Origin of the sequence: Haloferula sp. BvORR071, from assembly GCF_000739615.1 — a bacterium.
Lineage (GTDB): Bacteria > Verrucomicrobiota > Verrucomicrobiia > Verrucomicrobiales > Akkermansiaceae > Haloferula.
The window spans coordinates 185,618-206,261 of sequence record NZ_BATP01000019.1 but is presented as its reverse complement, the minus strand read 5'-3'; the positions used below and the strand labels follow the sequence as shown (position 1 = coordinate 206,261).

The 20,644-nt window shown below is 62.9% G+C and carries 11 protein-coding genes; 5 read left to right on the top strand and 6 right to left on the bottom strand.

Features of this window, described 5'->3' with window-relative positions; genetic code table 11:
• Window positions 1-128 precede the first annotated feature (128 nt).
• Window positions 129-2,867, top strand: a complete 2,739-nt coding sequence (locus tag BV071_RS32740; RefSeq protein WP_265594251.1) for a protein kinase — start codon at window positions 129-131, stop codon at window positions 2,865-2,867.
• 131 nt (window positions 2,868-2,998) lie between these two features.
• Here the strand turns inward: BV071_RS32740 and serA are convergent, their stop codons facing one another.
• The gene (gene serA / locus BV071_RS09145) at window positions 2,999-4,603 is read right to left on the bottom strand and encodes a phosphoglycerate dehydrogenase (RefSeq protein ID WP_035605255.1); all 1,605 of its coding nucleotides are present in this window, start codon (window positions 4,601-4,603) and stop codon (window positions 2,999-3,001) included.
• 568 nt (window positions 4,604-5,171) lie between these two features.
• On the opposite strand from serA, the gene ilvD reads away from it, so the two are divergent.
• The 3 genes from ilvD (at window position 5,172) to BV071_RS32735 (ending at window position 11,195) form a co-directional block, all read left to right on the top strand.
• Complete coding sequence (gene ilvD / locus BV071_RS09140) at window positions 5,172-6,872, top strand: dihydroxy-acid dehydratase (protein WP_035605253.1); 1,701 nt, start codon at window positions 5,172-5,174, stop codon at window positions 6,870-6,872.
• 151 nt (window positions 6,873-7,023) lie between these two features.
• Window positions 7,024-7,695: a sigma factor gene (locus tag BV071_RS09135; RefSeq protein WP_075090871.1), complete on the top strand. Its 672-nt coding sequence runs from the start codon at window positions 7,024-7,026 to the stop codon at window positions 7,693-7,695.
• A gap of 29 nt (window positions 7,696-7,724) precedes the next feature.
• Complete coding sequence (locus tag BV071_RS32735; RefSeq protein ID WP_052573086.1) at window positions 7,725-11,195, top strand: serine/threonine-protein kinase; 3,471 nt, start codon at window positions 7,725-7,727, stop codon at window positions 11,193-11,195.
• A gap of 4 nt (window positions 11,196-11,199) precedes the next feature.
• Here the strand turns inward: BV071_RS32735 and BV071_RS09125 are convergent, their stop codons facing one another.
• The 5 genes from BV071_RS09125 to BV071_RS09105 all read right to left on the bottom strand — a co-directional run bounded on the left by BV071_RS09125 (window position 11,200) and on the right by BV071_RS09105 (window position 15,137).
• Complete coding sequence (locus tag BV071_RS09125; RefSeq protein WP_035605250.1) at window positions 11,200-11,829, bottom strand: DUF1080 domain-containing protein; 630 nt, start codon at window positions 11,827-11,829, stop codon at window positions 11,200-11,202.
• Window positions 11,830-11,956: 127 nt separating this feature from the next.
• Window positions 11,957-12,142 (bottom strand): hypothetical protein, encoded by a 186-nt coding sequence (locus tag BV071_RS09120; protein ID WP_035605247.1) that lies wholly within the window; start codon window positions 12,140-12,142, stop codon window positions 11,957-11,959.
• A gap of 201 nt (window positions 12,143-12,343) precedes the next feature.
• On the bottom strand, window positions 12,344-13,129 hold the full coding sequence (locus tag BV071_RS09115) for a DUF3108 domain-containing protein (protein WP_035605245.1): 786 nt from the start codon (window positions 13,127-13,129) through the stop codon (window positions 12,344-12,346).
• A gap of 247 nt (window positions 13,130-13,376) precedes the next feature.
• Window positions 13,377-14,399: a biotin synthase BioB gene (gene bioB / locus BV071_RS09110; protein WP_035605242.1), complete on the bottom strand. Its 1,023-nt coding sequence runs from the start codon at window positions 14,397-14,399 to the stop codon at window positions 13,377-13,379.
• 57 nt (window positions 14,400-14,456) lie between these two features.
• Complete coding sequence (locus BV071_RS09105; protein ID WP_035605240.1) at window positions 14,457-15,137, bottom strand: hypothetical protein; 681 nt, start codon at window positions 15,135-15,137, stop codon at window positions 14,457-14,459.
• A gap of 313 nt (window positions 15,138-15,450) precedes the next feature.
• On the opposite strand from BV071_RS09105, the gene BV071_RS09100 reads away from it, so the two are divergent.
• The gene (locus tag BV071_RS09100; RefSeq protein WP_035605237.1) at window positions 15,451-20,457 is read left to right on the top strand and encodes an autotransporter-associated beta strand repeat-containing protein; all 5,007 of its coding nucleotides are present in this window, start codon (window positions 15,451-15,453) and stop codon (window positions 20,455-20,457) included.
• Window positions 20,458-20,644 lie beyond the last annotated feature (187 nt).

Below are 20,644 nucleotides of genomic sequence, written 5' to 3'. Positions count from 1 at the left end.
CCGCAATTTCACGCTGGGAGTGTCCGGAACTGGTCCGGTCTCCGAATACAAGAGGAACACCGGGCCTCCTCCCGCTCAGGATTCCAGTAACGCCATTGGCCTTTTGCGGATGGGTTGCGGTAGAAGGCATGAATACCACACTCCTTGGAATGGCCAACTGTCTGGAATGCGATAGCCCGATTGATCCTGCGATTGCGGGCGGGCTGTGCCCGAAATGCCTGCTGAAGCTGGGGGTGGACAATTCCACCGTCTTCGGCATGACCAAGGGACCGAAGGCCATGGAGGCCCAGCCGGTGACCTTCGGGCCCTACCGGGTGATTCATTTGCTCGGGAAGGGCGGCATGGGCTCGGTGTATGAGGTGGAGCAGGAGGGCACCGGCCGCCGCCTCGCGCTGAAGGTGCTCGGCCAGACCATCGACTCGCCACAGCTGCGCGCCCGCTTCCTGCGCGAAGGCCAACTCGCGGCTGCGGTGCGCCATCCCCATGTGGTCGGCATCATCGCCGCGGAGGAGATCGAGGGCGTGCCGGTGATCGCGATGGAGCTGCTTCATCAGGGCAACCTGGCCGAGAAGGTGAGGCGCGAGGGTCCGCTGCCCCCGGCCGAGGCGGTGGAGGCTGTGCTCCAGATCATCGATGGCTTGCAGGCCGCTCAGTCCGCCGGTGTCCTGCACCGCGATGTGAAGCCTGCGAATTGCTTCATCTCCGCCGATGGCCTCGTGAAAGTCGGGGATTTTGGACTCTCGATCTCCACGCTGGCCCAGGGCGACCTCACTCTGACGCAGAGCGGTATAACCTTGGGCACGCCCACCTTCGCCGCGCCGGAGCAGTTGCGTGGGGAGGATCTCGACCTGCGCGCGGACATCTACTCGGTAGGGGCCACGCTTTACTTCCTGCTCACCGGTCAGCTGACCCACAAGGCAGAGAATGTGGGAGCGCTGATCGCCGCAGTGCTGACCAAGACACCCGCCGATCCCTCCACGCTGCGGCAGGGCATCCCGGCGGCACTGACCCGGGTGGTGATGCGCTGCTTGGAACGGGATGCCTCGCGTAGGCCGAAAAGCTACGAAGCATTGCGGGCCGCGCTGCTGCCCTTCAGCTCGGAGGCACCCGCGCCGGCTATGCTCGGGCTGCGCTTCATCGCCGGGGTGGTGGATCTCTTCCTCGCCAGTCTGATTTCGGAGATTCCCGCGATGTTTTTCCTCAAGGGGCAATGGATCGATTCCACCACGCGGGTCGGCAGCGCCGGATGGCTGGTGGGCACTCTGATCACGCTCTTGTATTTCGCATTGATGGAAGCGCGCTGGGGTGCGACTCCCGGAAAGTTTCTCTGCGGCCTGAGAGTCCGCTGTGCGAGTGGGGACATGCCAGGTTTGGGCCGGGCTTTCCTGAGAGCCTCTGTCTTCCTGCTGTTGCCGATCATCCCGGACCTGTTTTCGGGGGATGGTAGCCCGGACTTCCGTTGGGTCGATTCCCTCGGCTTTGTGTTCTTCATCGCGATGTTCCTGACCATGCGGCGGCGGAACGGCTACGCTGCCTTGCAGGATTTGATCTCCCGCACCCGGGTGACGACGCAGTCGGAGTTGATGGAGGAAGAGACGGGCATCCCTGTGGACTCCACTCCGGGTCCTGGCACCGGGGAGCGCATCGGGCCCTTCTCCGTGCTGGCCTGCCACGGCCCGCTGACCGAAGCATGGGATCCCTCGCTGAAGCGCATGGTCTGGCTCCTGCAAAGCGAAGCTGGTACCCCGCCTTTGCGGGCTCGCCGCCGTGATCTCGACCGGCCTGCCCGCCTGCGCTGGCTGCAATCGATCGAACGCGATGGCGAGCGTTGGGAAGCCTTTGAGTGTCCTGCCGGGCAACCGCTGGCGGTGCTGGCCTGTGGCAACCAGCCGTGGAGCCGGGTGCGCCGCTGGTTGCTCGATCTGGCCACCGAGTTCTCCACCTCCGCCCGCCGTGGCGAGCGCTTGGAGCTGGCCGCCTTCAACCGCGTCTGGATCACCGCGCAGGGCCGCGCGATCTGGCTGGATTTCCCGCTGCCCTCCGGCGGCGCCAGCCGGGAATACCGCGTAGCCGACCACGGCAGCCTGCAGGAATTCCTCGCCGCCATCGCCGGATTCTGTCTGGCCCCCGCGCCGCCGCTGCATGCCACCCGGCTGATGGAGACCTTCGCACAGCGGCGCCTCGAAACGCCTGACATGATCGTGGGCAACCTCCGTGCGACCATGGAGTGGCCCGGCAAGCTCACCTGGCGGCGGCGCCTGGTATCGCTCGCCTTGTGGCCGCTGCTGGCACTGGCGTTCTCCCTCCTGCTCGTCGTGCCTGAAGCGGGCTTGATCGCGGGTGAAGTGAAGCAAGAGCTCATGAGCGGATTCACCAGTTCATCGCCAACCCACACGGACATGTATCACCACTGGGTAAACGAGCTGTCTTCCGGTCATGGCCCGGCCATCTCGGCTTGGTCCGGATTTTTGGCCTTTCTGCTAGTTCTGGGGGCGTTGACGAACTTCATCTGGACTCTCATCACCGGCCTCCCGCCCGGCCTCCAGCTCTTCGGTCTGGTGCTCGTCAATCGCCAAGGCGGGCCCGCGAGCCGGGCAATGGTGCTGACCCGCGCCTTTCTCACCTGCCTGACGATGCTCACCCTCGCCGCAAACCTCGGGTTCATGGCTTCGCTCGCCTTCAAGGTGCCGCTCTTCTTCGCCTCGATCGCTGGAGCCGCCACCGTAGACACCGGTGTGTTGGCCATGCTTTGGGGCACGTGTGCCTTGGTCTTCCTCGTCCTCTTGGGCGTTGCCGTGCACGCCTGCACGCGACCCCAGCGCGCCCTGGCAGATCTCATTCTCGGGACAACCATTGTGCCGAGGTGAGGACCGAGGCTTGGCCTCTAACAGACTGCGGGGCGGGAAAGATTCCGCGCAAAAAAAAAAGCCCTCCACCTCTCGGTGAAGGGCCTTTCAAAATCACATTTCCACGGCCATTAAAGCCGCACTCATGATCCTCACAGCTCCAGAGTGATCACTTTCAGGATCCCCGGGGTGCTCTTGAGTTGATCAAGCAGCGCGACCGGTGGCTCGGAATCGACTTCGATCACGGTGAGGGCACGGGTGCGGTCCGCGGTGCGGGCCAGTCCCATGTTCGCGATGTTCACGGAAGCGTTGCCGAGGGCAGTGCCGATCACACCGACGATGCCAGGGCGGTCGTCGTTCTCCACAAAGAGGAAGCGGCCGGCGATGTTGCAGTCGACGTAGAGCTTGTCGATTTCCACGATCCGTGGCGATTGGCCGATAATCGTGCCAGCGACGCGGTAGCGGGCCTCACCCTTCTTGAGCTCAGCGACCACCAGTTCGTTGAACTCGGTCTTGGCGTTGATGGTGGACTCGGTCACGTCCAAGCCGAGCTGGGTCGCGATGGCGGGCGCGTTGACGATGTTCACCTGGCCATCCGGGCGTGAGGCCTCGAGCAAGGCGGTGAGAACGGTGCGGGAAACCAGACCGGTGTCCTTCTTGGCCAGCGGGCCGTGGTAGGAGACTCGCAGCGAGTCCGGATTCTCCGGGCCCAGCTTGGCGAGCAACTTGCCCAGCGCACCGGCCAGATCGAGATAAGGCCCGATCGCCGCGCGCGTCGCCGCATCCAGCGAAGGCATGTTGATCGCGTTCTTGATCTCGCCGGTCACGAAGAAGTCGCGGAGCTGCTCAGCCACCTGGATGCCCACGTTCTCCTGCGCCTCATTGGTGGAGGCACCGAGGTGCGGGGTGTAGACGACGTGCTTGTTCAGCGTGAAGAGAGGGTGGTCGTTCGGCGGCGGCTCGACTTCGAACACATCCAGACCGGCACCGGCGATGTGGCCGGATTCGATTGCAGCCTTCAGGGCTTCTTCGTCCACCAGGCCACCACGGGCGCAGTTGATCACCAGAGCGCCCGGGTTCATCAGCGCGAGGCGCTCGGCATTGATCAGGCGGTTGGTCTCCGGGGTCAGCGGCACGTGCAGGGTCACCACGTCGGCACCCTTCAGGGCATCGTCCGGGGTCTTGGCGAGCTCGACCTTCAGCTCATCGGCGCGGGCTTGGGACAGGAAGGGATCGTAGGCGACCACCGTCATGTTGAAGGCCTGCGCGCGTTTGGCGAACTCGGTGCCGATCCGGCCCATGCCGAGGACGGCGAGGCGCTTGGTGTTCAGCTCGATGCCCTGGTAGGCCTTGCGGGCGGCCTTGAAGTTGCCCTTGAGAACTTCCGCGTGGGCGGGAGCGACGTTGCGGGCCGCGCTGAGCATCAGGGTGAAGGCGTGCTCGGCAGTGGAGATCGTGTTGCCGGTCGGCGTGTTCATCACGATCACGCCGTGGTCGGTCGCAGCCTTGCGGTCGATGTTGTCCACACCGACGCCGGCACGGCCGACGGCCTTGAGGTTCTTGGCAGCGGCCAGCACCTCGGCGTTGACCTTCGTTTCGGATCGCACCACCAGACCGTGGTAGTCGCCGATGATCTGAAGCAGTTCCTCGGGTTTGAGACCTGTCTTTACATCGACGGAGATTCCCGGGGCGGCTGCGAGGGCTTCGACGCCTTTATCCGAAATCGGATCCGAAACGAGCACGCGGTAAGTGGCCATGTCGGGAGCCCCATATGGCCGGGGGCGGGGGCTGGCAAGAGCGGGAGGGGCTCTTTCGCGTCAACGCCGGGAATTTAAAGTGTTCCACGGCCTGTGGAGCAATTGCCCGCCCTTGCCGGACGCCTTACCTACCAGAGCATTTTGGGTTTGCACCGGCTTCCCTGGGTTCAGGAGCGACCGGCAATTCTGGGAGGAAGGCATCGCGGCAAGAGCAGCAACCTGCAATTAACGCGGTATTTACATCCGATACGAAATGCGGGTACGGCAAGAGGTTTTTCTGACTTCCTCAAAAAATTTTAAGCAAAAAGGGGGAGCGGACTAAACCCGGTAGTGTCCGGCCCCTACAGGAGCGCCGAAAAAGGCCAATGACTAATGACTAAGCACTAATTTTCAAACCAGTCAGTGGAAGAGGAGTAGAGGAAATCGTTGCTCGGGGCCACGGCGAATTGAGCGCCAGCCTCCTTTCTTCGGCACTCACCGGTTTGAAAATTAGTGCTTAGTCATTAGTAATTTGAAGCTCCATTCCGCTCTTGGCTCCCTCGAATTCGCCCCCTAGCTTCCTCCCCCCATGTCCGACCCAAGCCGACCCTATTCCTCCTTGATGCTCGACGGCCCCGACCGCGCGCCTTCCCGGGCGATGCTCTATGCCGTCGGATTCGAGAAGGAGGATTTCGCCAAGCCCCAGATCGGCATCGCGTCCACCTGGTCGCAGGTCACGCCTTGCAACATCCACATCGACCGCCTCGCCCGCGAATCGGCGAAAGGTGCCGACGCTGCCGGTGGCAAGGCCGTCATTTTCAACACCATCACCATCTCCGACGGGATCTCGATGGGCACCGAGGGGATGAAGTACTCCCTCGTCTCCCGCGAGGTGATCGCGGACTCGATCGAAACCGTGGTCGGCTGCGAGGGGATGGACGGCTTCGTCGCGATCGGTGGTTGCGACAAGAACATGCCGGCCTGCATCATGGCCATGGCCCGCATGAACCGCCCCTCGGTCTTCGTTTACGGCGGCACCATTCTCCCCGGCTGCGCGACCATCAAGGGCGAGCTCAAGGATCTCGATATCGTTTCGGTCTTCGAAGCCGTGGGCAAGCATGCCGCCGGCGAATACTCCGATGAGGAATTGGAAACCGTCGAGGCCTGCGCGATCCCCGGTGAAGGCTCCTGCGGGGGCATGTACACCGCGAACACCATGGCCTCCGCGATCGAGGCGCTGGGCATGTCCTTGCCGAACTCTTCCTCGCAGACCGCGGTCTCGGAGGAGAAGATGCAGGATTGCTTCGATGCCGGCGTCGCGGTGCTGAACATGATCCAACTCGGTCTCAAGCCGCGCGACATCATGACCCGCAAGGCTTTCGAGAACGCCATCACCGTGGTGATTGCCCTCGGCGGTTCGACCAATGCCGTGCTGCACCTCTTGGCCGCCGCCCACGCCGCGGATGTACCGCTTTCGATCGATGACTTCACGGAGATCGGTAAGCGCGTACCGCTGCTCGCGGACCTGAAGCCTTCCGGCAAATACTCGATGGCCGCGCTGGTGAAGATCGGCGGCACCATGCCGCTCCTGCGCATCTTGTTGGAAGGCGGCCTGCTTCACGGCGATTGCATGACCGTGACCGGCAAGACCCTCGCCGAGAATATCGCGAACTCGAAGCTCTACTATCCGGAAGGCCAGGAGATCATCCGCCCGGTGAGTAACCCGATCAAGAAGGACAGCCACCTGCGCATCCTCTACGGCAACCTCGCCCCCGGCGGCGCGGTGGCCAAGATCACCGGCAAGGAAGGCGAACTCTTCACCGGCCGCGCCCGCGTCTTCGACTCCGAGGACGAGGGCATGAAGGCCATCCTCGGCGGCGAGATCGTCGAGGGCGACGTCATCGTGATCCGCCGCGAAGGCCCGAAGGGTGGTCCGGGCATGCGCGAGATGCTCGGGCCCACCGCCGCCATCATGGGCCGCGGACTCGGCAAGAAGGTGGCCTTCATCACCGATGGCCGTTTCTCCGGCGGCAGCCACGGCTTCGTGGTCGGCCACGTCACCCCGGAAGCCCACGACGGCGGCCCGATCGGTCTGCTGGTGGATGGCGACACCATCACCATTGATGCGAAGAACAACCAGATCACCGTCGATCTCAGCGATGAGGAGCTGGCGGCCCGTCGTGCCAAGTGGACGCAACCGGCCCCGCGCTACACGCGTGGTGTGCTGGCGAAGTATGCGAAGCTCACGACCAGCGCCAGCGAAGGCGCGGTGACGGACAAGTATCTCTAAAACGAAACGCTGCCCGCAAAGGTAGCGCCAGTGAGCCCCGCGCTTGGTCATCGGCCAAGCCGGGGCTTTTTCGCGGAAAGGCAGGGTAACAATTGCAGGCTTTCTCCGAATGGAAGCGGTGGATATGAGTCAGGGAAGCATGGCCGAGGGGATGCCGTTGTTTTTGACCACGCGTTGGTCGCTGGTGAATGGCGCGGCCGCGCAGGCGGACGAGTCGCTCGAGGTGCTGTGCCGGCTTTACTGGCAGCCAGTTTATGCCGTGGCGCGCCGGGCGGGGAACGATGTCGAGAACGCCAAGGATCTGACCCAGGGATTCTTCGCGATGTTGCTCGGCAAGAGATCCTTGGGGCTTGCGGATCGCGGCAAGGGTCGGTTCCGGACGTTTTTGGTCACGGCGCTCAAGCGCTACATGATTGACGAGTGGCGGCGCGAGCACGCGGCGAAGCGAGGTGGCTTTGTGGAAACCGTGCCGCTGGATGCAGACCTGGCGGAGATCGTCGGGGCGGATGATGGCGAGCTTGCGCCGGATGCCTTGTTTGATCGCCGCTGGGCGCTGGCCTTGCTGGATGCGGCGCTGCACCGGCTGGAGCTGGAGACCGGCGACTTTGACGCGCTCAAGGAGTGCCTGACCGCGGATCGCGGCGAGATCGACTATGCGGCGATGTCCCGCCGGCTGAGTGCCACAGAGGGCGCGACGCGGGTGGCGGTGCACCGGCTGCGGAAGCGCTATCGCCAACTCATCCGCGAAGAGGTAGCCCGCACCGTGGCGGACGAAGCGGAGGTGGATCAGGAAATGCGGGTGCTTATGGAGGCACTGATGTAACAAGGCGCACTCCTTTCCGAATCGATGGCATGACGGAAAACTCCAGAAGCTGCACGCGTTGCGGCGCGACGCTCTCGGCCGCGGCTGCCGCCGGCTTGTGCCCGCGCTGCCTGATGGCGATGAACTTCGATTCCAATACCCTGCCGGAGGGTGAGGACCTGCCGGGCCTGCCGCCGATGTCGCCGATGTCGCCGGAGGAACTGGCCGCGAAATTCCCGCAGTACGAGATCCTCGAGTGCCTCGGTCGCGGGGGCATGGGTGTGGTTTACAAGGCGCGCCAGAAATCGCTCAAGCGCACGGTCGCGATCAAGATCCTTGCCCCCGAGCGCGAGCACGACAGCCGCTTCGCCGCACGCTTCGCGCACGAGGCCGAGTTGCTGGCGAAGCTCAGCCACCCGAACATCGTGACCATCCACGATTTCGGCGAGACCGAGGGGCTCTTCTATCTGGTGATGGAGTATGTGGATGGTGTGAACCTCCGCGAGCTGCTGCGCGAGGGGCGGATGCAGCCGGAGCAAGCGCTGGCGATCGTGCCGCCGGTGTGCGAGGCGCTGGAATACGCGCATGGCAAGGGCGTGGTGCACCGCGACATCAAGCCGGAGAACCTGCTGCTGGATCGCGAGGGCCGGATCAAGATCGCGGACTTCGGGATCGCTTCGCTGGTGGCTGCCACTGGCGAGCATTCGGGCACGCCTCCCTACATGGCGCCCGAGCAGGAGGGGGGCAGCGTGGATCGCCGGGCCGATATCTATGCGCTCGGCGTGGTGCTCTACGAAATGCTGACCGGCGAGCGTCCTGCGAAGGAAGTCGTGGCTCCCTCGCGGAAGGTGCAGATTGAAGTGGGGATCGATGAGATTGTGCTGCGGGCCCTGGAGAAGGAGCCGCAGCGGCGCTATCAATCCGCGGCGGAGTTCAAGACGATGGTGGAGACCATGGCGGGCACGGGTGGAGTGGCGCCCCTGCCGGAAGAGGTCGCCATGGAGGCACCTCCGTTCGCATCGCTGGGAAGGAAGTGGAGCCGCTTTTACGCTGCCTTCGCTTCCGCTTTCGCTACGCTGTGGCTTGCTTTGTTTCTGACGGGAGTTGCCACTCAAACTTACATCGATCTCGGCCTGTATGGCTTGATCGGCTTCCCGGGATTGGCGCTGCTATACGCCGCGTGGCGGATCCGTCCCGCAGCGAAGCCGTTTCGAAGGGCGGGCCGGATTTACGAGGGGTTCTCGTCATGCTTCGGCACCTTGATGCTGCTGCTGCTGCTGGCAGCCTTGGCGACCCTGTCGAAATTCAATGTCGGAACGCCCGGCTTGGCGGGTGCTGCGGCCTTTTCCCTCTGCTACGCGCTGTGGCGGGAGCGGCGTGCGGGAGCGGTGGAGCTGATTGAGGCGAAGCCAATCAATTGGAGCAAGTGGGTGCTCGGACTCATCGCCCTGGCCTTGGTGGGTGGGATCTCTGCGGTCCTCTATCAGATGCCGCGGAAAGCCAAGACTGCTAACTTCGCGCCCGAGGTGCAGCGGGTGATGCAGGCTTATCCCTCCGGGGTGAATCGCTTCGTCGATTTCGATACCGGTGCCGTGTTGTCGCTTCCACCGGCGATTGCCGCGCAGCTCGGGGATGATGATGCCTTGTGGATGCTTCATGGCTCGAAAGCTCCGCCCCAGGACTACTTGGACTGGATCGACCGCAGCGGGGCGGATGCGGTCGCCATGAGGCGAGGCTTGGTGATCTTCAGCCGCGCTTGCGTGGCGGGCCATGGGAATTCCGACACCGGCTGGGGCGGCGACTGGCTGCACTGGAATGCCATCAGTGCCAACGATGTCTCGAAGGCTGCAGATATCATCGCGAGCAAATGCGACCAGGTTGCTGCCCAGCCAAAGTCTCCGGATCAGGCTGGGACCACTTCCTATGGCGTTGATGGATTGAGCACCGCGGGTAGTAGCGGTCCCGGAGCTCGCGGTAGCTACGTCACCAGCTACAAGCTTGCGGGAGTCGTCGGAGAGAACAGCCCGATTTGGATCTTCAAGACGCGCCGCGGCAGCAAGGGGGTATTCGTGTTTGATGAGAACGATGCGATGCCCGAGAGGAAGCAATTCCGTCTCAAGCTGGTGGCGGATGTGGCGGTCTTGTCTGCTCCGATCTATGACTATGCGAAGGAAGCGCTGGCGAGCCTCCGCTTTGAACCAACGCTCGAATGCGAGGTTCCGGAGGCTCTCGATCTGGATACCGGCAAGAGCATGCAGAAAGGCTACACGCCAGAATATGTATTCAGCGGCCTGAGCCCCGAGCTAACACGGGAGAATGGCTGGCACTGGATGCAGGCAACCGGCATGGATGTGATTGCCCTGCCCAAGGAGAGGGAGCTCAGGGCGACCGCCATGAAGTGTGTGCTGCTGGCAGGTGAGGCGTGGGAGACCCTGACGTCCGCGCAATTGCAGCGGATCTTGGCGGATGCCCGCCTGGAAGACGTGCAGAGTCTCGCCGATGCCAATAGCGCCCCGCGCGTCTGGGGCTTTCAAACCCGTGAGGGCTCGATGGGCTTGCTGCAGGTCGCGGGTCGTGGAGCGGAGGGCTTCAAGCTCCGCTACAAGCTGCTGGAGCTGCCAGCGAATGCCGCGGTGAACAGCAGCTTTTTCCGGGAGCTTCCCATTCCGGAAAGCCCGGGCGGAACCGACACGCCGGACCAGGTGCTGGCCGCGACCCCGGCGGAGCTGTTAGATGGAGTGCTGGCGAAACGGATGATCCTCTACCGTTGCGACCTAGCCTTGGTCTATGGTGTGGGGGCAGGCCTTGCTCGCGGCATCGTGCTCGGCTGTGTGGATGGACAGTGGCGGCCGCTGCCTGATGCCTCGATGTCCGGACCGGAAGCGGCGCTCACCCGGACATTCAAGGACCGGACTGGGGAGTTCATGGCGAAGCTCCGAGAGATGCCAGCCCTCGATTCGGACCGCACGCTTACAGCGGTAGTGGAGAAATCAGTTGGCCGGCAGCAATTGGGCGAGGATGGGACGGCGTTCTTTTCTTTCGCGAGCGGGAAGATACTTCCGCCTCCCTATCGGCTGAGCTACCCCGCTGATGATTATGAACGCTTCAAGTCTACGCCCGAGCTGAGGCGCTGGATGGAGGAGAATCAGGCCGATCTCTTGATTCATCTCAAGGAAGAGGACTGGAAGGTATTCCGCTTCATGTCGCGCGAACGTGACTACAATGAGCCTCAGCCCTTGATCGAAGCCATGTCGGCGAAAGACGTGGAGAAAAAGCTCGGAGACGACTCCTCGGATCCCTGGGATCCTTGGCCTTCGACGACGGCAGGGAGTTCCTACTATCCGCATGCGTGTTCGCTCATGTCATTCCGGACCCGCGAGAACCTGAAGGGTGTCTACCAGTTAGAGTCATTTGACGGGCCTTCGGGAAAGGGATTGAAGCTGCGCTATCGGATTGCTGGTCCGGCGGCGCAGGGGAGTCATCCGGTGGAGGAAGTGCCCGAGGCGGTGGAGAGGGAATAGGCGCTCACTTCGGCGTGTCGGGCAAACTCTCGATCTCAATCTTCCGGAAAGAAATCACCGCCTTGCAATTGCCATGGATCTGCAAACCGATGAGCCCCTCTAACGGAACCGCGGGATCCTTCTCGGTGTATTCGGAGGTCTTCGTCCCGTTGATCGAAAGCTGCACACGAGGGCCTTCCACGCGGATCTCGTAGCGGTTCCATTCGCCGGGCTTCTCGATCGACTTGACTTGGGCTTTGTCAGCCACGCCGAGGAACTGCGGCTTGCGCAGTTCGTTGTTCAGGCAGCCGCTGTAGCCCGCGCCGATGTCCGCTTGGTAGCCGATCATCTCGTGCTCCTGCTTCTGTTCCTTCGCGCGTTGGCTGTGGAATTGCACCCCGCCATTCACGAAGCCCTCCGTGCCCACCAGCTTGTATTCGAGGCGGAGGATGAAGTTCTTGTAGCTCTGCTTGGTCGTGAGGAACTCGTTGCGAGCGTTGCCCTCCATCGAGCCACCGACGATCGCGCCGTCTTCGACTCGCCAGACCTTGGTGTCACCTTCCCAGCCCTCAAGGGTCTTGCCGTCAAAGAGCGGGACCGGATCGGCGGATGCGATGGCGGATAGAAGCAGCAGCGAGAGGAGTGGGCGGGGCATGGCGATGCGGAGGAATACATCGCTGGCGGGATTTCGTATCACCGACCCGGGGGAAAATGCGGAACTAGCGGGCTTTCACTGGACTCCATCCCGCTCCGGTTTGCGGGTGATCCGTAAAAAATCCGGACTAGCGCACGCGCTCACCGCCTTCGCGGTCTTGGCGTTCGAGAGCTGCCAAGCGGGTGTTGAGGTCCTGCATGCAGGTGAATAGACCACGCAGGATATTGGAGAGGCGTTCCGCGCTTTCTCCGCTCAGGGATTCCAGTTCGGTCGCCAAGGCGTGCATCAAATCATCCTCGTTATGAGCGGTCATTCTTAAGGCTGGGGTGGGGGACTCGGCTTGCAAATTCATTCAAAGTGCAACGGGGGCACATGAACTTAGCAAGTGTTTACCTAACATTCCCAAAATCGGCCATTCTGACAAGCCGGAGATTTACGCAGTTTCTACCCGCGCCTGGCGGTGGGTTGTGATCCTCTGCCTGCCCGCTAATTGTATCGCGCCAAATGCAATGCACTAAAGCCTGCGGGCTTCCGCTAGGGTCATGCGTACATCGCCAATGAAGACCTCCGAGCGCAGTTCAACCGGGATGCGGTTGGCATCGTCCGATAGCCACATCGTCGCACTTTTGAACTTCTTGTAGGGCACCAGGGTCTTGGTCGCGGGGTCGATCTTTTCGAGTCCCACAGTCAACTTGATGGTATCCCGGCCTGCGAACTTCTCGCGGCCTGCGACGTGGATCCGCATCAGGTAGGGCTTGTTGAAGGGCATCAGCGGCATGACCAGATCATCACCGTCATCCAGCTTCTGGCTGCGGACATGCAGCATGGCGGAAACAACATCGTGGAGTGAGGCGAGGCGGAAGTCGCTGGTCTGGGTGGCGGACTTGCCGTTCTTGGAGATTGTGATGGTCTGTTCGCTGGTGACCAAGGTGCCGTCCCACGAATTGCGGGTGGAATTCACCTCGTCCCCCTCATCCTGCACGCCCACGGAGACGCGTGGCTTCAGGGTGGCGGGATCGAGGCGGGAAACCAGCGAGACCTTGCTGTGATACAACTTCGAAGCGATCCCCGAACTGCCGCCGCTCACGCGTGCCACATAGTCGGAGGGGAACTTCGGGTCCGGCTTCCCGAACGTAAAGGTTAGCTTGCCCGCATCCACCATGCCATTCCAAGACAGGCGATAAACGAACTCCTGCGGAACCAGCTTCGGCTGCGGGCCCAGCTTCGGAGGCGTCACGTCGGCGGTCCAATCCGCGGCAGCGGAAAGGGTCAAGGCAAGCAGAACGGCGAACGCTTTCATTGGCTCCTTAGACTCCGCGCAATGCGGAAGCATTCAAGAGGTTTCTGGAAAACGAAGCCGCAGAGGCTCCGTTGGAGGCCTTGGGGAGCGCGTATCTTCTTGTTCGCCCAAGCCTGTGTGAATGCGAACCGCGAAAATACGCAGAGGTCGCGGACGGAAACAGGAGATGTTAGGGGGATCGGGGATGGACACGAATGAGGGCGGACAGAGTGTCCGCCCTCCATAGGGCTCTCCCTTTGTTCTCCGCTCAATCGCAGCCGCAGCCGGTGCCGGCGCAAGCGGGGGCCGGGCTGAGCGGGCGCTCATCCTCCGTTTCCGGCGCCGCGAGGCCCGGATTCGGAGCCAGCGTGCCGAGGCCGAGCTTGGCCAGCAGCGCGCGGTCTTTCTCCACGGCGGGATTCTTCGCGGTGAGGAGCTTGTCCCCGTAGAAGATCGAATTCGCACCGGCGAAGTAGCAGAGGGCCTGAGTCTCATCCGACATGCGGGTGCGGCCGGCGGAAAGGCGGACTTTCGCCTTCGGCACGGCGATGCGGGTGACGGCGATCATGCGGACCACGTCGAAGGCATCGATCGACTGGCTATCGGCCAGCGGCGTGCCGGGCATCGGCATCAGCGAGTTGATCGGCACGCTCTCCGGCTGCGGGTTGAACTCGGAAATCACCTCCAGCATCTTAAGCCGGTCATCGGTGGATTCACCGAGGCCGAGGATGCCTCCGCAGCAGACCGACATTCCTGCGTCTTGCGCGTTGCGGATGGTCCGCAGGCGGTCGTCGTAGGTGTGGGTCGTGACGATGTTCGGGTAGTGCTCGCGCGAGGTATCGAGGTTGTGATTGTAGGCAGTGACACCGGCTTCCTTGAGGGCCTTTGCTTCCTCCGGGCCGAGCTCGCCGAGAGTCACGCAGACTTCCATGCCGAGGGTGGAGACATCGCGGACAATATCGAGCACCTGCTCGAAGCGTTGGGTCCCACCGCGCACACCGCGCCAAGCGGCACCCATGCAGAAGCGGGTGGAGCCGGTCTCGCGGGCGGCCTTCGCACGCTCCATGATTGTCTCCTTACTCAACAGTCGCTCGATCTCCACGCCCGAGTTGTAGCGGGCGGATTGTGCGCAGTAGGAGCAGTCCTCCGAGCAGCCGCCGGTCTTGATCGAGAGCAGGGTGCAGAGCTGGACATCGTTGTCCGCCCAATTCGCCTCATGCACGGCACGGGCTTGCTGGAGCAGTTCGAAGAAAGGCAGAGCGTGGAGACGCTGGAGTTCGGAAAGAAGCATCAGGACGAAAATTTCTAATTACTAAGCACTAATTCTTAAAGCCAAGTCAGTGCGGGGTCAGCGCATCCAGTTTTCTCCGAGCGGGAGCTGGCCTTGGCCAACGACGGTGTAGTCGGTCTTGCCACGGGCGCCTTCGAGCTTCACGCCGAAGCGGCTCTTCCAGACGCCGCTCATGCTTTCCGCGGTGTGGCAGCCCCAGCTCTTGCAGTAGGAATCCTTGGCGAAGATCGAGCCATTGATGCGGGAGAGATCCCGCTCGTGGAGCCAGACCGTGCAGGCACCCATGATCGTGCTGCCGTAGTCGAGCATGAAGCAGAACTTATTCGAGTGGCCGAAGTAGTCGAAGGTCTCCACCGAGCCGCGCGGGCGGGCATTGAATGCGCTGACCAGGCTCGAGGTGTTGTCCACCCAGACGAGGGTCACGTGGCGGTCGCGGGCGAGATCGGTGATGTAGGAGGTGTAGGGCTTCTTGTCCTCCTTGCCGCGCTCTTGGTAGCCCGGGCGATAGACGATCCAGACGATCGGGGCGCTTTCGCCATAGGCCTTGCGGATTTCCACCATGCGCAGCGTGGAGGCGCGCACGAAGTTCGCCCACCAGCGGTCATGTTGGTCCTGGGGCACACGCAGGTCCTCCCAATTTCGCAGGGCGGGGCCTCCGGTGAGGATCACGTGATCGGCGGATGCCTGCGAAATGAGGGCGACGAGCGAGAACAGTGCGAGGCGCAGCGAGCGGGCCATGCGGGGGATTGTAAGGAATCGCGAAGCGCTGGCAAGGGGCGGGTTTGCCCCTCGCTAACAGCAATTCGGGGGGCTTTTTGCGCCGTTTCCGGCCTTCTAGCAGCCCCACGGAGGGGGGCGAGGGGGGCATGGGGGCTGCGCGGTCAGGGGGAAACCGCGTCGCGCCTGCTTTCCGTGTCTGCGTGAGTGCATAAATTTTCATTCCGCTAAACCTTATCCCGCGATCTGACGTGGTCCCATAGCACGCCTTCCGTGCACCTGTTCACCGGTCGACCTCCTCCCGACAAAACCCTGCCTCCCCGATCGCGAATACATGAAAAAAAACCACCGTTATCTCAAAGGGACCCTCGTGCTCTTTGCCGCCGCCCTCCCTGCTCACGCCGACCTTTTCTGGGATGGCAACGACACAGGTCCCGATGCCGATGGCGGCGTGGGAGTATGGGATACCAGCACCCTGAACTGGGACGACCAGGCCGTGGCCGGGACCAGCGTCGTTTGGAATAGCGCCCAAGCCGCGAGCTTCGGCGGTACGGCAGGGACGGTTTCGATCGCCTCAGGGGGAATCACCGCGGCCGGCCTGAGCTTCGGCACGGATGGTTATGTGCTTCAGGGCAACAGTTTGACTCCCACCGCACCGATCCTCGTTTCCCCGAGTGTCGGCGCGACCATTGGCTCCGCCATCGCCGGGACCGGCGGCCTGAGCAAGGGCGGCGCGGGCACCCTGACGCTGGCTGGTGCCAGCACCTTCACGGGTTCCACCAAGATCACAGCGGGCACGCTCAAGCTCTCCCCACTGAATTCCTACCGCTATTACCGCTTCACCGCCTACACCAACTACGGCAACGGCAGTACCAGTGCGGACGGCTACAACCAGATCGGCGAGCTGCACTACTACAAGGCGGGTGTGTGGACTGCGGCAACCACGGGCACGGCCTCCGGTCCCGGCACCGGCGAGCAGCTCTGGAGCAACGCCAACGACAACAAGGGTGCCAACGTGGCTGGCTTCACCAAGTATGGCTTTGGCACGCGCCCGATCGTAATCACCTACGACTTCGGGGCGTCGACCAGCTTCGATGCCTACAACTGGTCCTCCGCCAACGACTCCACGCCGGCCCGCAATCCGCGTCGCTGGATTATTTCCGGCAGCAACGACAACACCAACTTCACGACCTTGGACGACCGCTCGGCCATCGAGCAAGTCGGCCCTACCGCCACTTACAACTGGTCTTCGCCCACGGGCGCCTTCGCGACGGTGGACAACTCGGTGACCGGCGGCGCGGCGGGTGCCTACCCGATCCCGGGTGGTAGCGGCTTGCCAGTCGGGTCCGGCTTGGAAATCGCCAGCGGGGCCACCCTCGACTTGAACGGTGTCAGCCAGATCTCCGCTTCGCTCGCCGACCTTTCCGGTGGCGGCGGTGCCATCATCAATAGCAATGCCGCCAAGAGGGTGGTGCTGAACGTCGGGTCCTCCAATGCGAACACTGTCTACAGTGGAACGATCAGCGACAGTGGCACGGCCGGCTCGATCAGCTTTGTGAAGGTGGGCACCGGCTCGCTCACTCTTGGCGGCTCGACCAGCAATACCTACACGGGCGTCACTATCCTGGGTAGCACTGGTAAGCTTCTGCTGGCAAAGACCGGCGGTGCCACCGCCATTCCCGCGAACCTGGAGCTCTCCTCCACGGCCTTCGGCGGCAATAATGCCGGGGTAGTGCTGGGAGGCGATGAGCAGATCGCGGATGGCGCGCTGCTGACCTGGACCATGCAGGGCTATCAGACCACCACCCAGGCGGAGAGCTTCTTCCGTCTCAACGGTCACACTGAAACCGTTGGCGGCCTGGTCTCGCAAAATACGGCGGCGACAGGCTTCCCCCTGATCGAAAACCGTGGTCAGAACGACGCCTCTGCCTACGCCAATGGCAACCTGACCATCAACGTCGTCAACAGCGGTAGCACCTTCAGTTACTGGGGCATCATCCGGGACACGGATGGTAACCTCAACAGCCAGAGCGGCAAGATTGCGATCACCAAGACCGGTCCCGGCACGCAGCTCCTCGGCGGAAACATGAGCGGCTGCACCGGTCCTGCCATCGTCAACAACGGCGTGCTACGCATCAACAACACCCTGGCGGCTGCCACGGTGTCCGTCACCGGCACCGGTATCTTGCAAGGCACCGGCGGCACGCTGACGGGTCTCGTGACCGTGGGCTCGGGTGGGATTATTTCTCCCGGTGTCAGCGGTGCGGGTACCCTCACCACTACGAATCCGGTGAACGTCGCGACTGGCGGTACGGTCCTGCCCTTGGCTGGCACCACGCTCGGTGGCGCGGTCGTTGTCGGCAGCGGCGGCACCCTCGCCGGTCTTGGCACAGTCTCCGGTGCGGTCACGATCCAGTCCGGCGGTCAGCTTTCCCCGGGCAACAACACGATCGGCACGCTCAACACGAACGGTGCCGTGACCCTCGCGGGCAACGCCACCTTCGAGATCAACAAGACCGGCGCGACGCTGACCAACGACAAGATCAACAACTTCTCGCAAATCACCTACGGCGGAACCCTGACCATCGTACCTACCGGTGATACGCCGGTCTTGGGCGATAGCTTCCAGCTCTTCGCGCCGAGCGGCACGGGCACCTTTGCCGGCGGCTTCGCCAGCATCTCCGGCCTGCCGACGCTGCCTGGCGGACTGCAGTGGGAGACCAGCACGCTGACCAGCAATGGCCGCATCACGGTGGTGAACAAGGCCAATACCCCGGCCTTCAGCCCGACCGGCGGCTCGCAGATCGGGGCCCAGTCGGTGACCATCACCTCGGACAGCGGCTCGACCATCTACTACACGCTGGATGGCAGCGATCCGACGCTCGCCTCGGCAAGCGGCACCAGCCCGATCACCGGTATCACCATTCCGGTGGATTCCGTGGTGGTCTTGAAGGCCTTCGCCACCAGCACCGGCTTCGCGGATAGCGCGATCGCCACTGCCACCTACCGCACGGTCACCGTGCCGAAGTGGGACGTGGACGCCGCCGGCAACTGGTCGCTCGCCACGAACTGGGCCAACCAGGTCATTCCAAACGGCGTTGACTCGCCGGTGGACTTCACCAAGCCGCAGACCGCAGCCCGCATCGTCACTCTCGATGGCGCGCGCACCGTCGGTAGCCTGAGCTTTGGCAATACCAATCCATTCACTTGGACGCTCAGTGGTGCGAACACGCTGACCCTGGCGACCACCAGCGGTACGCCGGGCATCGCGGTGCAGAATGTGGACACCACGATCTCCTCCGTGCTGGCAGGCGTCCAAGGCCTGATCAAGAGCGGTCCCGGCACTCTCTTCGTCACCGGCACCAACACCTACTCCGGCAATACCGCGATCAACGGCGGCGTGCTGGCTGCATCGAGCTTGGCCACCAACGGCACGAATTCGTCCCTCGGTTCTGGCAATAGCTTGAGCATCGACGGCGGCACCCTCCGCTATACCACGACGGGCACCAACATCGGTGCCAATACCTTCAACCGTGCGGTCACGCTCGGCGCGGGTGGTGGCACGCTTGACGGGTTGACCGGCGGCTTCTGGTTCACCACCGGTACCTTCTCGGGTTCCGGTTCGCTGACGAAAATCGGTGCACGGCAGTTGATCATCCAGTCCAACAACACCTACGATGGCGATACCTTCGTCAATCAGGAGGAAGTCCAGTTCCGCACGCTGGATGCCTTCGGCAGCCTTGTGGGCAAGACGATCGTCTCCGCCAGCAACAATGCCCGCGTGGCGGCGGGTGGCGCGGTGACTGGCACGATCCTTGAGAACTTCGAGCTCAACGGACTGGGCGGTGGCAACGGAGCCCTGCAGGCGAATGACGGTGGCACCACCATTAACTACGGTGGCAATATCGTGCTCGCCAGCACCAGCGGCATCGGTGGCGGCGTCGGCTTCGTCATCAGCGGCCCGATCAGTGGTGCCGGTGGTTTGACCAAGGTGTCTGCCAACTCGGTGACGCTGTCGGGCTCGACCAGCAACACCTATGCGGGCGACACCACCCTCGGTAGTACCGGCAGGCTCTTGCTCGCCAAGACCGGCGGTGCGATCGCAATCCCGGGCAACGTCAACCTCTCCGCCACCAACTGGAACGGCAACTCCGCCGGCGTGGTATTGGGCGGCAATGAGCAGATTGCGGACGGCGCCGTGATCACTTGGACTGCCGCTGCCTTCCCGAGCGGAGCGATGGCGGAGTCCTTTCTGCGCCTGAACGGCTTCACGGAAACGGTGGGCGGCCTGGTGCTGGCCGCTGGTCCCGGCACGATCGAAAACCGCGGTCTGAATGACACCACTGCTTACGGCACTGGCACGCTGGTCATCAACACCACTGGCGCGAGCAGCTACACCTTCAACGGTGGCATCCGCAACGTCGATGGCGGCACAGGAGGTGGCACGGTGGCAATCACCAAGACCGGCACCGGCACCCAGATCTTCGGTGGCACCTTGATGAGCTACACCGGCCCGACGACGGTCAACCAAGGCACGCTGCAGCTCAACAACACCGGCGGCGCCAGCCCGATCACGGTGAATGCCGGCGGCACGCTCAAGGGTACGGGCTCCACCAGCGCGAGCCTGACGGTGAATGCCGGTGGCACCATCGCTCCAGGTGCCAGCGCAGGTGCCTACACGGCAGGCAACACCATCATCGATGGCACTTACGTTTGTGAGATCGACGGTGCGAGCACCGACCGCCTGACGGTGAATGGCGACCTCGACATCGCTGGTGCGATTGTCAGCTTTAGCACGCTGAATGCACCGACGGCCACCAGCTACGTCATTGCCAGCTACACCGGTACCTTGACCGGGGTCTTCGAGGCCTTGAATCTGCCGGAAGGCTGGGAAGTCCACCACTTCCCCGCGACCAAGCAGATCGTGCTGCGGGTGATCCCCACCGGTTTCGCCGCCTATGTTGAGTCCAATGGCCTGAGTGGCGATCCGAGCGCCGACTTCGATGGAGATGGCTTGGCGGATGCGGTGGAATACGTTCTTGGTACCTCGCCGACCCAAGCAGGTAGCACGGGTCCCACGCTGGAACTGGTGGGCGGGAACTTCGTCTTCAGCTTCACCCGTGACCATGCGTCCTTGACTCCGGACATCACGGTGACCGTGGAGACGAGCCCCGATCTTGCTACTTGGCCGGGTGCCTATCACGTGGGCGCGGACACCGCTTCCTCGGATGCCGGGATCACCGTGACGAACAATGGCACGAACGACACCGTCACACTGAGCATCCCGCAAGGGACGGATCCGATGAAGGTGGCTCGCCTGAAGGTGGCCGTGAAACCGTAATCGCTTCCTGAAGTTCGTCTCAATCATCCCGGGTCGTCGCCTTCAGCGGCGGCCCGGGATTTTCTTTGGGGGCGGATACCGCCGGACCTCTCGAAAGGCATGGAGAACCACGGATGAACACGGATTAACACGGATAGAAGGCAGGAAAAACCTCCGGAACTGGATCTTCCATCCGTGTTAATCCGTG

Excerpts from the sequence above, each read along its gene's own strand:
- BV071_RS32740 (WP_265594251.1), top strand. The coding sequence starts at position 129 with ATGAATACCACACTCCTTGGAATGGCCAACTGTCTGGAATGCGATAGC.
- serA (WP_035605255.1), bottom strand. The coding sequence starts at position 4,603 with ATGGCCACTTACCGCGTGCTCGTTTCGGATCCGATTTCGGATAAAGGC.
- ilvD (WP_035605253.1), top strand. The coding sequence starts at position 5,172 with ATGTCCGACCCAAGCCGACCCTATTCCTCCTTGATGCTCGACGGCCCC.
- BV071_RS09135 (WP_075090871.1), top strand. The coding sequence starts at position 7,024 with ATGCCGTTGTTTTTGACCACGCGTTGGTCGCTGGTGAATGGCGCGGCC.
- BV071_RS32735 (WP_052573086.1), top strand. The coding sequence starts at position 7,725 with ATGACGGAAAACTCCAGAAGCTGCACGCGTTGCGGCGCGACGCTCTCG.
- BV071_RS09125 (WP_035605250.1), bottom strand. The coding sequence starts at position 11,829 with ATGCCCCGCCCACTCCTCTCGCTGCTGCTTCTATCCGCCATCGCATCC.
- BV071_RS09120 (WP_035605247.1), bottom strand. The coding sequence starts at position 12,142 with ATGACCGCTCATAACGAGGATGATTTGATGCACGCCTTGGCGACCGAA.
- BV071_RS09115 (WP_035605245.1), bottom strand. The coding sequence starts at position 13,129 with ATGAAAGCGTTCGCCGTTCTGCTTGCCTTGACCCTTTCCGCTGCCGCG.
- bioB (WP_035605242.1), bottom strand. The coding sequence starts at position 14,399 with ATGCTTCTTTCCGAACTCCAGCGTCTCCACGCTCTGCCTTTCTTCGAA.
- BV071_RS09105 (WP_035605240.1), bottom strand. The coding sequence starts at position 15,137 with ATGGCCCGCTCGCTGCGCCTCGCACTGTTCTCGCTCGTCGCCCTCATT.
- BV071_RS09100 (WP_035605237.1), top strand. The coding sequence starts at position 15,451 with ATGAAAAAAAACCACCGTTATCTCAAAGGGACCCTCGTGCTCTTTGCC.